The organism is Micromonospora arborensis, from assembly GCF_003205615.1.
GTDB classification, from domain to species: Bacteria; Actinomycetota; Actinomycetes; order Mycobacteriales; family Micromonosporaceae; genus Micromonospora; species Micromonospora arborensis.
In genome coordinates, this window is sequence record NZ_PYBV01000021.1 from 52,836 (window position 1) to 66,152 (window position 13,317).

Sequence of the window (13,317 nt, forward strand, 5' to 3'; positions counted from 1 at the left end):
CTCCGACGACGAGCGGACCGTCAGGCCAATGTTCGGGCCAGGTAAGGATCACCGGGCAGCCGGACCGTGAAGGCGGCACCGCCCTCCGGCGCGTGCCCGGCGGCGATCTCCCCGCCCAGGCGACGGACCAACCCGGCAGCCAGCGCCAACCCCAGTCCGCTGCCCACCTTGCGCACCCCCCGGTAGCGCTCGTGCAGCGCACCGCGTTCGAACGCCACCGCCAGGTCGTCGTCGGTGAAGCCGGGCCCGCCGTCGCGGACCTCCAGCACACCGCCGGAGGCCGGGCCCGCGTCGGCCGGCCGGACCGCGAGCACCACCGGCGACCCCGGGGGTACGACCCGCAGCGCGTTCTCCAGCAGCCCGTCCAGCACCTGCCGGATGCGCCCCGGATCGGTGTACGCGGGCACCGGCTGGCCGGGTGTCTCCACCCGGAACGACACGCCCACCGCCGCGCACCGGCCGGACCAGGTCGGCTCCGCGTCCAGGGCCAGCCGGGTCAGGTCCACCGGCACCGGTTCGAGGGGGAAGTCGGCGGCCTCCAGACGGGCCAACGCCAGCAGGTCGCCGATCAGCCGGTCCAGGTGTTGGGCTTCGGCCAGCACCGTCCGGCTGGTGTCGACCGTGTCGTCCGCGCCGAGCACCCCGTCGGCGAGCGCCTCGGCGTACCCGCGGATCGCGGTCAGCGGGGTGCGCAGCTCGTGCGAGACGGACAGCAGGAACTCCCGTTGCCGCCCCTCACTGGTGGCCAGCGCGGCGGCCAACCCGTTCAACGCCTCGGCCAGGTCGGCGACCTCGTCCGGCGACTCGACCGGCACCCGGACCGCACGGTCGCCGGCGCGCAGCCGGGCGGCGGCGGTGGCCGCGACGCGGATCGGCCGGGCCAACCGCCGGGCCAGCAGCAGCCCGGCCACCACACCGGCGGTCAACCCGGCCAGCAGCGGCAGCCACAGACTAAGCAACACCTTGGCCCACAGCCCGTTCGCCGCCGGACGGGAGAGCACCACCCCGTTGCCGTTGGGGAGGGCCCGACCCTCGACCAGGGCACGTTCGCCGTTGACCGGGCGGCGGACCGACACGTTGCGGCCCTCCTCGATCCGCTGCACCACCCGGGCCGGCAGGCCCGGCCGGTCGACCGTTCCGCGCCGGATCAGGTACGCGTTGATGCCCTGGTTGCGCAGTTGCTGGATGAGCCGTTCCTCGTCGGCGCTGCGACCCCGGTCCAGGCGGGTCCGCAGCACCTCGGCGGCGAGCCGGGCCTGCGCGGCGAGCGCCTCCTGATCGCGGCGCTCCGCGCCACGGATCGCCAACGGCACGGCGACGATCGCGGTGACCAGCACCGACACCAGCGCCACCGCACAGGTGACAAGCACCGCCCGGGCGGTCAGCGTACGGCCGAACCGGCCACGTCGGAGTGCGTTCGGCGGGCCGGTGCCGACCACCGGCAGGGCCACGGTCGGCGAACCGGTGCGCCCGGGGTGATCAGCCATCGACCGCGTACCCCACGCCGCGGTGGGTGCGGATCACACTGGCCGGCCCGAGCTTCGCCCGCACCTGGGCGACGTGCACGTCCACCGTCCGGGTGCCGGCGTGCGCCGCGTAACCCCAGACCCCGGCCAGCAACTCCTCCCGGGTGAAGACCCGACCGGGCCGGGCCATCAGGTGGGCCAGCAGGTCGAACTCGGTGGAGGTGAGCTGAACCGGGGCGCCCGCCACGGTCACCGTCCGGCGAGCCGGGTCGAGCGTCACCGGGCCGACGACGCGCGGCCGGTCCGCGCCCTCCGGGCCACCGGCGGAGCGGCGCAGCACCGCGCGCACCCGGGCAACCAACTCCCGGGGGCTGAACGGTTTGGTGACGTAGTCGTCGGCACCCAACTCCAGGCCGACGATCCGATCCACCTCGTCGTCTCGGGCGGTGAGGAAGATGACCGGGGTCCAGTCACCGGCCTCGCGCAGCCGGCGGCAGATCTCCGTGCCGGGCAGGCCCGGCAGCGCGATGTCCAGGACGCAGGCCACCGGGCGCAGTCGGCGGGCGGCGCTCAGGCCGGCCGCACCGTCCCGTTCCAGGTGGACACCGAACCCGTCACGGCTGAGGTAAAGCCGGACCAGGTCGGCGATGGCCGGCTCGTCCTCGACCACGAGGACGAGCCCGCGGTGCGGCGGTTCGACGGTCACCGGCCCATGATTGCCGACCCGGAGGGCTCGGCGCGATCGACGGGTGTTCGAGTTCGGTAAAGGCGAGGTGAAGCCAGAACGGCGTCAGCTCACCACTGCGGGACGGAACACGCTGGGGCGCGCGGCGGCCGGCGCGTCACCGATGGTGGCGACGATCCGCTCACGGGGCGCCCGCAGGCGGGTGCGGAACGCGTGGTTGAGCAACGCGTCGAGCTGCCACACCCGCTTCGGGTGAGTCGTACGGATCAGGAACCGCTCACGGATCCCGTCGATCGCGGTGGCCGCCAACTCGACCGAGTGCAGCCGCGGGTCCGGGCTCCAGGTCACGTTGCTCAGCTCACGCAACTCGGTGTTGAGGTGCAGACGCAGTCGGTGCAGCAGCCGGGTCTGCTGGGTCACCACCAGCCGGCGGTGGGTGAGCAGGATCAGGTAGTCGCCGGTGACCGGTCGGTCGGGGCGGCTACAACGGGTGACCAGGATGGTGGCGTCACCGGAGCCGACGCAGCGCCGGAAGACCGGCATGTGCCGGCTCACGGTCTGCACGGCCAGGCCAGCCTCGGCGGCGGCCGGAAGGAACGTTCGGGAGAAGACGTCCATGACCTGCCCAACGACCTCCCTTAGCGGGGTGACGTGGGTCACGGGGGATTTTTGGAAGTTCCACGTGGAGGGTCGCACTCCCTGTCCGATTTCCGACTTCGACGGATCATGGTCGGGAGTCGGGCTGGAGCGGACTTGCGGCGAACAGCTCCCCCAGCCAGCCGGGCACCGCGTCGGCGTACTCGGCGCGGGACTCCTCGGCGGTGTCCAGGGCTCGACGCCAGGACAACGACCGGCTCACCGCCCCCAGGTTGATCGCGAGGTCGGCGGCCTCGACGAGGGTCCGGTGGTCATACCTGTCGGTCCACGCCTCCAGGTAGGCGTCGCGCAGCCGAGCCAGCCGGGCGTCGTCGGCTGCCAACTCCTTCACGTACCGGATGGAGCGCAGGGTCACCAGCAGCGTGCCGAACGGGTGCGCCACCGAGGCGTCTCCCCAGTCGAAGTAGCGGCACCCGGCCCGGCCCGCGAAGACGTTGCCGTCGTGCAGGTCGTCATGTTGCACAGTGGCCGCAATGCCGATGTCGGCGAGCCGGCGGCACCGCTGCGCGTACGACGGCAACTCGGCTCGCAGCCGCTCGTACAGGTCCGGGCTGAGCCCGCCCTCGGCACCGATCAGCAGTGACTCGCGGTCGTCGAGCAGCTCGGCGAAGAGCCCAGCCAGCGCCTCGGGGCGGTGGTCCGGCACGCCCAGGGAGACCAACTCGTCGGCACGCGGCGCGGTGGCCAGTTGCAGCGCGGCGTACCCGGGCAGTGCCCGCTCCCAGTGCGCCAGATCGGGGTCGCGCGCCAGCACGTCGCGCAACGACTCGCCGCCGTCGGGCAGCAGCGACCAGCCCTGCTCCGGGTCGACCGCGATCGGTGTCAGCACCCGCTCGGGCGTCAACTGCGCGAGCGTCGCGATCAGGACGGCCTCGTGCACCGTGCCCCGGTTGTTGGCCTTGAACCAGACCGGGCCGTCGTCGGTGGGCACGCGCCACACCAGCGACCAGGGACGCAGCCGGGGCTCCACCAGCCCGGTCACCCGCCGGCCGGCCCGGCTCAGCTGCGCCTCGACCCAGGACCGGGCCCGCGACTGCCACTGCTCACTGGACCAGTCGAGGCCGTGCCCATTCGCGTTCGTCGTCACGCTGGGCACCTTAAGCGGCCCTCCGGCGCCGGGCCATACGTTTCCTGGCCGGGGTCAGACCAGCTCGACGATGGTGGCGTTGGCCATGCCGCCGCCCTCGCACATGGTCTGCAGGCCGTAGCGGATCCCGTTGTCCCGCATGTGCTGGAGCATCGTGGTCATGATCCGGGCACCGGAGCCACCGAGCGGGTGACCGAGGGCGATCGCGCCACCGCGCGGGTTGAGCCGCTCCGGGTCCGCCTCGGTCTCCGCCAGCCAGGCCAGCGGCACCGGGGCGAACGCCTCGTTGACCTCGTACACCCCGATCTCCTCGATGCCCAGCCCCGCGCGGCGCAGCGCCTTCGCGGTCGCCGGGATGGGCGCGGTGAGCATGGTGACCGGGTCGTCGGCGGCAACCACGGCGGTGTGGATCCGGGCAAGCGGCCGCAGGCCGTGCCGGCTGGCCCATTCGGAGGTGGTCACCGCGAGGGCCGCGGCGCCGTCGGAGATCTGGGACGCGGACCCGGCGGTCACCACGCCGTCGGCACGGAACGGCGTGGCCAGCTCGCCGAGCTTGGCCAAGGTCGTGTCCCGGCGGATGCCCTCGTCGGCGGCGAACTTGCCGCCGTCGCCGAGCGGCACCGCTGCCAGCTCCGGGTCGAAGGCGCCAGCGTCCTGTGCGGCGGCTGCCTTCTCGTGGCTGGCCAGCGCGAACTCGTCAAGCTGGGTACGGGAGAGGCGCCACCGCTGGGCGATCAACTCGGCCCCGACGCCCTGGTTGAACGGCAGGGGCGCGTCGTCGGCGAAGCCCTCGACACCCCGGTAACGGTCCCGGAGCTGGTCACTGAACGGCATGCCGTCGGCCACACTGGAGCCCATCGGCACCCGGGTCATCGACTCCACCCCACCGGCGACCACAAGGTCGGCCTGGCCGGAGAGCACCGTCGCGGCGGCGAAGTGCAGCGCCTGCTGGCTGGAACCGCACTGCCGGTCCAGCGTCGTGCCGGGGACCGTCTCGGGCCAACCGGCGGCGAGGACGCCGTTGCGGGCGATGTTCCACGACTGCTCGCCGACCTGGGACACGCAGCCCCAGAAGACGTCGTCGACCTGCACCGGGTCGAGCCCGGTGCGCTCGGCGAGGGCGCGCAGCACGTGCGCCGACAGATCGACCGGGTGGACGCTGGCGAGACTGCCCCTACGCCGCCCGACCGGGGTGCGTACCGCGCCGACGATGACCGCGTCACTCATGTTTACTCCCCGGTAACTTGGGCTGCCCCGATCTTACGTCCTCGACCGACTGACTGCCCCCGGGGCTGCCCTCCCTCTACCGGCACACCGGTGCGCGCCCGCGCCGATGATGCGGGGCGCTCGCGGACCGGGCCGGGACTGCCGGAAGCCGGAAGCCGCTGGCATGCTGAGCGCGTGGATGAGATCTCCCCGGTCCGGCAGTGGCGAGTGCCGGCGAGCCTACCGGCTGCGAAACTGGCCGGTGCCGTCCTGCTGGTCGCGCTCGGGCTGCTCTTCGCCGACGGCGACCCGGTCCGCCTGGTGGTGGCCGTCCTGGCCGCCGTCGCGCTGGCCGCTTGGGCGGTACGCGACCTGATCGCACCGGTCCGACTGGCGGTGGATCCGGCGGGGCTCACCGTCATTCACGGGTTCGCTGGTCGCCGACTGCTGCCCTGGCCGGCGATCGAGGCGATCACCGTGGACCGGCGACCGCGACTGGGGCTCACGTCCGAGGTTCTGGAGATCGACGCGGGCGAGTCACTGCACCTCTTCAGCCGATACGACCTGGGCTCCACCCCGGAAGAGGTCGCCGCCACGCTAAGCGCCGCCCGCCGCTCCTGACACCCGGAGATCTTGGAAGGAAACCGCCCCTCCGGGGGCACCTTCCTTCCAAGATCTCGATCGAGCTGTCAACCGAGCAGGGCGGCGCTGCGGAAGAGAGCCAGCGCGAGCAGGACCAGCACGATGATCGCAGCGCCGGCGACCTGCACCAACGTGCGCCGGCCACGCGGCGCGTACGCGAGCACCAGCGCCATCAGCGCGCCGACCACCAGACCACCAAGGTGCCCGGGGATCGAGATGCCCGGTACGGCCAGCGTGAACACCAGGTTGATCACCAGGACCGGAATGATCTGGGAAATGTCCCGGCCCATCTTGCGCTCGACGATGAGCAGCGCGGCGAAGAGCCCGAAGATCGCCGTCGACGCGCCGACGGTGGACGCGTTCTGAGCGCTGAACAGGTAGGCCGCCACGTTGCCGCCAAAACCCGCGATCAGGTAGAGCGCAGCGAAACGCACCCGCCCGAGGCTGGCCTCCAGCGACCTGCCGAGCACCCACAGGGCCCACATGTTGAGCAGCAGGTGAATCACGCCGTAGTGCAGGAACATCGCGGTGACCAGCCGGTACCACTGACCCTCAGCGATCCCGCCGACCGTGCCATCAGGAAGGAACGCCAGCCCGAGCACCGACCCCCAGTTGGTCAGCGGCGTACTGCCGCCCATCAGGCCGCCGAAGCCAGAGCCACCCACCGCTGCGTCCCCACCCCGGTCGGAGGCGATGGAGAGCAGCATGAGCAGCAGATTCAGAGCGATCAGCGCCTTCGTGACGTAGCCCTGCCGGCCGGCCGTACCACCACCGAAGGCGGTACGCGCCGGCCGGACACTGCGACGTCCCTCGTTGACGCACTCCGGGCACTGGTGCCCGACGGACGCCTCCCGCATGCAGTCCGGGCAGATCGGCCGGTCGCAGCGGGTGCACCGCACGTAGGTCTCCCGGCCGGGGTGCAGGTAGCAGACCGGGGCGGTCGGCGGAGACTCGCTCACCGGGCCGACCCTCCGTCCGCCGCCGCACGAACCACCGGCGCCGGCCGGTGCGGTGCTCCGGAGCGCTCAATCATGCGAGCAAAGGTACCTCGCCGGTCGGTCAGGCAGCAGACCGCTCGATCTCGACCCGCTCGATGACGACGTCCTGCAGCGGACGGTCGCTCGGGCCGGTCGGGGTGTTCGCGATCGAGTCGACGATCTTCACCGACTGCTCGTCGGCAACCTGGCCGAAGATCGTGTGCCGGTTGTTGAGGTGCGGCGTCGGGGACACGGTGATGAAGAACTGCGAACCGTTGGTGCCCGGTCCGGCGTTCGCCATCGCCAGCAGGTAGGGCCGGTCGAACCGCAGCTCCGGGTGGAACTCGTCGGCGAACTTGTAGCCCGGCCCGCCCCGACCGGTGCCGGTCGGGTCGCCCATCTGGACCATGAAGCCGCTGATGACACGGTGCGAGATGGTGCCGTCGTAGTACGGACCACTGCCCGGCTGACCGGTGCGCGGGTCGGTGTACTCCCGGTTGCCCTCGGCCAGGTCGACGAAGTTGCGGACGGTCTTCGGCGCGTGGTTGGGGAAGAGCTCCAGCCGGATCGGGCCGGCGTTGGTGTGCAGGGTGGCGTAGACAGCCTCGGCCACGGGTACTCCTCACTCGATGGTCAGTTCCATGCGGATCCTCCCATGTGCCCGATCTGGCATCGCGGAGGCATCCGAAGGTGGAGGATGACGAAGGAACAACTCCCAGGAGGTAGGACCGTGTTTGGATTCGGGCGGCGTAAGTCCCAGGGGCAGTTGGCCAAGGCCGAGCTGAACCAGAGCATCAGCCACCTGATGCAGGCAGCCAACCACGCGGCGAAGGGCGCCGGTGCGACCGTCGGTCCGCGGGTCCAGGTGGCCCGGGGCTACGTCGGGCCGGCCGCGGCGAAGGTTCGCGACCAGGCGTCGACCGGCTGGGGGACGACACTCACCACGCTGGCACCGCTGGCTGCGGCGGCCCGTGACGGCGCCGCGCAGGCAGGGCCGCTGACCAGGAAGGCCAGGTCGAAGACCATGCGGATCACCGGTAAGAAGAAGCAGCCGCGCCGTCGCGGCTCGATGATGACCGGCCTGCTGGCAGCAGGCGTCGTAGCCGGGCTGGCCGGCGCGGTGGCCATGCGCCGCCGCCGGGAGCAACAGGAGTGGGCCGAGTACGACCCGACCCGCAGCCTCGATCCGATGCGCGACGAGGTCGACTCGATCGAGGTGCGGACGCCGTCCACCGCCAAGGGGACCGACGGGGCCGCCATGACCGGCGCGGCCGGGATGACCGGCGCCGGTAGTTCGGCGGTCGCCGGCGGCACCAGCGCGAGCACCACCGGCACGGCCAAGCAGAGCGGTGTCCGCCCGACCGACAAGGTCCCGTCGGTCGCCGAGGGCGCCACGGACGTCTCCGGTCGGCCGACCGACGACCTCACCAAGGCGCTGAGCAAGGACACGGCCCGCACCAACGGCCGCCGCTGACCCGACGACAGCGCGGCGAGCGCCGACGACGTGGGGTTCACCACCCACTCGTCGGCGCTTCCGCATGCCGGCGCCCCGACGTGCCGGCGTCCGGCTTCGCGTCAGAGCCAGCCGTTGCGGCGGAACCAGCGGTAGAGGGCCAGCGAGACGCCGAGCATGAGGGCCAGGGCGACCGGATAGCCGTACGTCATCTTCAGCTCGGGCATGTTGTCGAAGTTCATGCCCTCCACGCCGGCGATGGAGGTCCAGACCGCCGCGATGGCCGCCCAAGCGGCGATCTTGCGCATGTCGTTGTTCTGGTCGACGGTGACCTGGGCCAACCGCGCCTGGAGGATCGAGTTCAGCAGGTCGTCGTAGGAGTTCACCTGCTCCACGGTGCGGCTCAGGTGATCCTGGACGTCCCGGAAGTAGCGCCGGATCTCCTTGGGCACCTCGCGGTTGACCTGGGAAGTCAGCGTCATCAGCGGCCGCTGCAACGGCACCACCGCCCGCTTGAACTCCACCAGCTCCCGCTTCATCTGGTAGATCCGCTGGATCCGCCCGTGGCCGTGGCGGTCGAAGACCTCAGCCTCCAGCACGTCCAGGTCGTCCTCGATCTGCTCGGCAACCTCCAGATAGAGGTCGACCACCCGGTCGGTCACCCCGTACGCCACCGCCCACGGGCCCTGGAGCAGCAACTCCTGCTTGGTCTCCAGGTCGGCGCGGATCGGGGCGAGCCGGCAGGCGTCACCGTGCCGGACGCTGATCACGAAGTTCGGGCCGATGAAGAGCATCACCTGCCCGGTCTCCACGACCTCGGAGTTCTCGGTCAGCTCGGCGTGCTCGCAGTACCGGGCGGTGCGCAGCACCAGGAAGACGACGTCGCCGAACCGCTCCAGCTTGGGGCGCTGCTCGGCCTTCACCGCGTCCTCGACGGCGAGCTCGTGCAGGCCGTAGGTCTCCGCGATGGCGGTCATCTCGGCCAGCTCCGGCTCGTGCAGACCGATCCAGACGAAGCCGTGCTCCTCGCGACGGGCCGCGGCCAGCGCGTCCGCGTACGTCCAGTCGCCGGGTTGCCGCTTACCGTCGACGTAGAGCGCGCAGTCGACCACCGCGCTGCGGCCGGTGCCGGCGGGGGCCGGCGCGGGCGGCGAGCCGTCGGCGTTGAGCATCCGGGTCATCGCCCGGACCGGGGACGGCCACGCCCGAGGTCGCAGCACCCGACCGGTGGCGGACGGTGCCGTCCGGTCCCGCTCTGTCCGATCCGTCATCGCGCCACCTCCCACGCTCAGCTGCGGCTTGCAGGCTACGCCGACCGCAGTCGAGGACACGTGTGACGGCGGTCGCGTGGGCGTCGCCGGGCAGGCCGGCCAGGCCTTGTGAAACAGGCCCTTGGGGCGGCGCCGGGCGGGCCGGGCCGCATCGGGGGGGGGGTGCGGGGACGACACGGCCCACCCGGCGCCAGTGGGGGCGGGAGGTTGTGCTGCCGCGTCACCCGGGCTGCGGCCGGCCCGAACGTCGGCGGTGATCTCCGCTACGTCTGACGGGTGACGCTCGCAGCATTGTGGGCCGCCGGCCGCCCGGAACGGGAGTCCCGGGACGGCCGGCATCGTCGTTCTGTCGGGAACCCGACAGATGATTCAGCTCCGGACGGCCTCGACGGCCTCCGCGAGCCGACGGACGCCCTCGTCGATCCGGTCGACGGTCACCGCCGAGAAGGCCAGTCGCAGGGCATGTCGCCCACCGTCCAGCACGAAGTCGCTGCCCTTCACCACGGCGACCCCACGCTCGGCCGCCGCCGGGGCGAGCCGGTCGACCAGCACGTCCTCCGGGAACTCCACCCAGAGGAAGTAGCCACCGTCGGGCTCCACGAACCGGGCCTGCGGCAGGTGCCGGCGCAACGACTCGGCGAGCACCCGGGCCCGCTCGCCCAGCGCCGCACGGACGGTCTCGATCGAGCGGTCGATGTCACCGGACACGCAGAACTGGTGCACGATCGCCTGGGACACCATCCCGGGCGAGATGTAGAGGCTCGTCGCGTTCTTGGCGATGTCGGCGACCAGACCCGCCGGGCCGACCAGGTAACCGACCCGCACGCCCGGGCAGACCGTCTTGGTGAAACTCGACGCGTGCACCACCACGTTGCGGGTGTCCAGCGAGAGCATCGACGGCAGCGCCTCACCACGGAAACGGATGTCCGCGTACGGGTCGTCCTCGAAGATCGTGAACTCGTACTCGGCGGCCAGGTCGAGCAACTCCCGACGCTTCTCCAGCGAGAGCGTCATGCCGGCCGGGTTCTGGTAGTTCGGGATGACGTGGGCGAGCCGGGGCCGGACCCCGGACTCCAGCAGCTTGCGCAGCTCGGCGGTGTCCAGGCCATCCGGCTGGACCGAGATGCCGTGCAGCTCACTGCCCATCCGCTGGAGGTTGAGCAGCGTCCGGTCGTACGTCGGGCGTTCCACCACCACCGCGTCGCCCGGACGGACCAGGTGCTCGAAGAGGAACGCGTCGGCCTGAAGCGACCCGTTGGTGACCAGCACCTGGTCGGCCTGGACCCCGTGCTTCTCGGCGATCCACTTCCGCAGCGGAAGGTAGCCGACGGAGGTGCCGTATGCCGTGACCCCTGCGGGGTCGGCGTCGAAGGCGCGGACGGCGGCGGCCTTGAGCCCCTCGACATCGACGATGTCCAGCGAGGGAGCCCCACGGGCAAAGGAGATCAACTGCTCGGCGGTCATGGATGTTGAGCGTACGGGCGGCGGTGGGGGACGCGCCGACGGCACGGCGATGTCCGCATCCTGAGCCACCGGGTCGGGTGACCCGACTCCGCCGGTCGGCGACAGATCAGACCGGAAGGGCGAGCGCGTCGTGCTGCGCTGCGCGGGAAAGTCCCTCCAACTGCACACCGAGCGCGTCGAGGAGCTGGCTCCAGTCGAAGTAGGAACGCCAGGCGACGATCCGGCCCTTGCGAGCCCGGACCACGTCGGCCACCTCCCAGGTCACCGTCCGACCGGTGGGCGCGACGGTGCCGTACGGCGAATGCAGCGTGCCGGTGTGGGTGCCGGTCAGGCGCAGCTCGACCGCCGCACCACCACCCGTGCGGACCGCGCCGACCGGGTCGACCCGTAGGTCTGGAAAAGCGCCGGTCCAGGTGCGCAGGAGCGCGGGCAACTCGATTGGACGGACCGTCACACCCGGCATGGCGTAGAACGCCTCCGGGGCGTAGAGATCCGGTAGACGGGCCACGTCCCGACTCAGGAGCATGGCGTACTGCTGCTCGACCAGGCGCTCCGCGTCACGCATCGGGCCCTCCCGCGCGGGCCACGGCACCTCCGCGCCCGCAGGGGATGTCTACCCATCGATCCGGCCCGGCACACCACCCCCGGTCAGCTCGTGGCGACCGCCTGGCTCTCCGCCCAGACCCGCATGATGTCCCGAACGGAGATCACCCCCGCCACCTCCCGGCCGTCCAGCACCACCAGGTGCCGGAACCCGCCCCGGGCCATCGCGGCGGCCGCCTCGGCCACCGTCCATTCCGGGCCCGCGTAGACCACGTCCCAGGTCAGGTGGGCGCCGGTGCGTTCCACGTCGCAGTCGAGGCCAGCGCCGATCGCCTTCAACACGTCGCGTTCGGTCATGATCCCGACCCCCTCGGAATCCGGGTCGATCACGACCGCCGACCCGACACCGCGGGCCGACATCATCCGGGCCGCCTGGCGAAGCGTGTGCTCCGGACCGACGACGAGGACCTCGCTGGACATCGCATCGCGTACCTGCATCACCCATCACTCCTTCGGGACGGCGGCATTCGGTACGGACATCGTGGTCCGTGGATGTTTCCGGGACAAGTGCGGCATCGCAGTTGCAGCGGGCGCTCGCTACTGTCGGACGGGTGTCCACCGAGCCTCTGCGCTGCGCCGGCGCGCTGATCGCCGACCACGACGGTCGCATCTTCTTCCAGCGCCGCTCACCGCACCGACGCCTCTTCCCCGACTGCTGGGACATCGTCGGTGGCCACCTCGAACCGGGCGAGGACATCGACGAGGCACTGCGCCGGGAGATCACCGAGGAGACCGGCTGGGTCCTCTCGCACGTCCTGGGCCAGGTGGGCGAGTACAGCTACGTCGGTGCCGACGGCCTGGCCCGGACCGAGTACGACTTCCTGGTCCGGGTCGACGGTGACCTGGACCGCCCGACGCTGGAGGCCGGCAAGCACACCGAGTTCCGCTGGCTGGCCGAGCACGAGGTGGCCATGCTGGACGAGCACCGCGACGTCGACGACGGGCTGATCCGACGGATCGCGGAGGAGGGCTTCGCCGTCCTGCGGTCGATCGGTCGGTGAACACCGTCGAGTTGGCACCGCACCGCGTCGCCGGGCTGCTCGCCCCGGCCGTGGACCGGGTCTTCCGCGCCGGCATGCTGGCCGGCCGCGACGGCGGAGGCGCCGAACTGAGCCAACGCTACGGCGGAGTGACGGCGACCGGTTTCCTGGTCGACCTGCGTACCCGGCTGGCCGCACCCGGTGGCACTGTCGACGGGCCTGGGTTCGCGGCGATCACCCGCTACCAGGACCCGGTCGCCTGCCGGCGGACCGTCGACAAGCAGGTGGCGCACGGAATGCTCCACCGCCGCCCGGACGGCGCGCTCTCCGCCACCGAGCGGGGCGCGGCCTTCCTCACCGAGCTGTACCAGGTGCACGCCGAGGTCACCGAGGAACTGTGGGCCGGGCAGGACGAGCGGGTGCTACGGCTGGTGGCGGCGCTCGGCCGGGTGCTGGCGTACGCCCTGGTGTTGGCCGACGAGGAGGGCGACCAGACGGGCTCCGCGTTCGCCGCGCTGGCGCCCCCGTACGAGCCGGACGGCGCCGCAGCGGGCGTGCTGCTGCTCAACCGGCTCGGCACGCTGCGCTACCACCGGGCCGACGCGCACGCCGCTGCCTGGACCGCCGCCGGGCACACCGCGTCGAGCATCGCCGCCCTACCGCCCGGCCCCGAACGGGTCGCCATCGAGTTGGAGACCGACCGTCGGGCCGCCGGACCGTACGCCGCGCTCGGCGCGGACGAGCGGCTGACCATGCTCGCCGACCTGGCCGCCCTTCCCGGCTGACCCGGTTGACCGGAGCGGCCCGGCCAACCGGCGCTATCCTC

At 71.9% G+C, this 13,317-nt stretch carries 15 protein-coding genes; 4 read left to right on the forward strand and 11 right to left on the reverse strand.

Annotated elements, in window-relative coordinates; translation table 11 throughout:
• Positions 1 to 20: 20 nt before the first annotated feature.
• The 5 genes from C7C45_RS17455 to C7C45_RS17475 all read right to left on the reverse strand — a co-directional run bounded on the left by C7C45_RS17455 (position 21) and on the right by C7C45_RS17475 (position 5,122).
• The gene (locus C7C45_RS17455; protein ID WP_110564725.1) at positions 21 to 1,487 is read right to left on the reverse strand and encodes a sensor histidine kinase; all 1,467 of its coding nucleotides are present in this window, start codon (positions 1,485 to 1,487) and stop codon (positions 21 to 23) included.
• Positions 1,480 to 2,172, reverse strand: a complete 693-nt coding sequence (locus C7C45_RS17460) for a response regulator transcription factor (RefSeq protein WP_110564726.1) — start codon at positions 2,170 to 2,172, stop codon at positions 1,480 to 1,482. The genes C7C45_RS17455 and C7C45_RS17460 overlap by 8 nt, the downstream gene beginning before the upstream one ends.
• An 84-nt stretch (positions 2,173 to 2,256) precedes the next feature.
• On the reverse strand, positions 2,257 to 2,769 hold the full coding sequence (locus C7C45_RS17465) for a hypothetical protein (protein WP_110564727.1): 513 nt from the start codon (positions 2,767 to 2,769) through the stop codon (positions 2,257 to 2,259).
• A 106-nt stretch (positions 2,770 to 2,875) separates the two neighbouring features.
• Positions 2,876 to 3,895, reverse strand: coding sequence for a phosphotransferase family protein (locus tag C7C45_RS17470; RefSeq protein WP_110564888.1), 1,020 nt, complete (start codon positions 3,893 to 3,895; stop codon positions 2,876 to 2,878).
• A gap of 54 nt (positions 3,896 to 3,949) precedes the next feature.
• Positions 3,950 to 5,122, reverse strand: a complete 1,173-nt coding sequence (locus tag C7C45_RS17475; protein ID WP_110564728.1) for a thiolase family protein — start codon at positions 5,120 to 5,122, stop codon at positions 3,950 to 3,952.
• Between the two features lie 174 nt (positions 5,123 to 5,296).
• On the opposite strand from C7C45_RS17475, the gene C7C45_RS17480 reads away from it, so the two are divergent.
• Positions 5,297 to 5,722, forward strand: coding sequence for a PH domain-containing protein (locus C7C45_RS17480; protein ID WP_110564729.1), 426 nt, complete (start codon positions 5,297 to 5,299; stop codon positions 5,720 to 5,722).
• Positions 5,723 to 5,790: 68 nt separating this feature from the next.
• Here the strand turns inward: C7C45_RS17480 and C7C45_RS17485 are convergent, their stop codons facing one another.
• Together C7C45_RS17485 and C7C45_RS17490 are read right to left on the reverse strand one after the other, a co-directional pair.
• The gene (locus C7C45_RS17485) at positions 5,791 to 6,702 is read right to left on the reverse strand and encodes a rhomboid family intramembrane serine protease (protein WP_110564730.1); all 912 of its coding nucleotides are present in this window, start codon (positions 6,700 to 6,702) and stop codon (positions 5,791 to 5,793) included.
• Between the two features lie 100 nt (positions 6,703 to 6,802).
• Entirely contained in the window at positions 6,803 to 7,333 is a 531-nt protein-coding gene (locus C7C45_RS17490; protein ID WP_110564731.1) for a peptidylprolyl isomerase, read from the reverse strand.
• 84 nt (positions 7,334 to 7,417) lie between these two features.
• On the opposite strand from C7C45_RS17490, the gene C7C45_RS17495 reads away from it, so the two are divergent.
• Positions 7,418 to 8,194: a hypothetical protein gene (locus C7C45_RS17495; protein WP_110564732.1), complete on the forward strand. Its 777-nt coding sequence runs from the start codon at positions 7,418 to 7,420 to the stop codon at positions 8,192 to 8,194.
• Positions 8,195 to 8,295: 101 nt separating this feature from the next.
• Here C7C45_RS17495 and corA read toward each other — a convergent pair whose 3' ends face one another.
• The 4 genes from corA to C7C45_RS17515 all read right to left on the reverse strand — a co-directional run bounded on the left by corA (position 8,296) and on the right by C7C45_RS17515 (position 11,949).
• Entirely contained in the window at positions 8,296 to 9,444 is a 1,149-nt protein-coding gene (gene corA, locus C7C45_RS17500) for a magnesium/cobalt transporter CorA (protein ID WP_110564889.1), read from the reverse strand.
• 369 nt (positions 9,445 to 9,813) lie between these two features.
• Positions 9,814 to 10,908 carry an aminotransferase-like domain-containing protein gene (locus C7C45_RS17505; RefSeq protein WP_110564733.1) on the reverse strand — a complete coding sequence of 365 codons (1,095 nt, stop codon included), beginning with the start codon at positions 10,906 to 10,908 and terminating at the stop codon, positions 9,814 to 9,816.
• A gap of 106 nt (positions 10,909 to 11,014) precedes the next feature.
• On the reverse strand, positions 11,015 to 11,473 hold the full coding sequence (locus C7C45_RS17510) for an ester cyclase (protein WP_110564890.1): 459 nt from the start codon (positions 11,471 to 11,473) through the stop codon (positions 11,015 to 11,017).
• Positions 11,474 to 11,556: 83 nt separating this feature from the next.
• Positions 11,557 to 11,949 (reverse strand): CBS domain-containing protein, encoded by a 393-nt coding sequence (locus C7C45_RS17515; protein WP_110564734.1) that lies wholly within the window; start codon positions 11,947 to 11,949, stop codon positions 11,557 to 11,559.
• A gap of 113 nt (positions 11,950 to 12,062) precedes the next feature.
• On the opposite strand from C7C45_RS17515, the gene C7C45_RS17520 reads away from it, so the two are divergent.
• On the forward strand, positions 12,063 to 12,512 hold the full coding sequence (locus C7C45_RS17520; protein ID WP_208641204.1) for an NUDIX hydrolase: 450 nt from the start codon (positions 12,063 to 12,065) through the stop codon (positions 12,510 to 12,512).
• On the forward strand, positions 12,509 to 13,276 hold the full coding sequence (locus tag C7C45_RS17525) for a hypothetical protein (RefSeq protein ID WP_110564736.1): 768 nt from the start codon (positions 12,509 to 12,511) through the stop codon (positions 13,274 to 13,276). Before C7C45_RS17520 ends, C7C45_RS17525 begins: the two co-directional genes overlap by 4 nt.
• Positions 13,277 to 13,317: the final 41 nt, after the last annotated feature.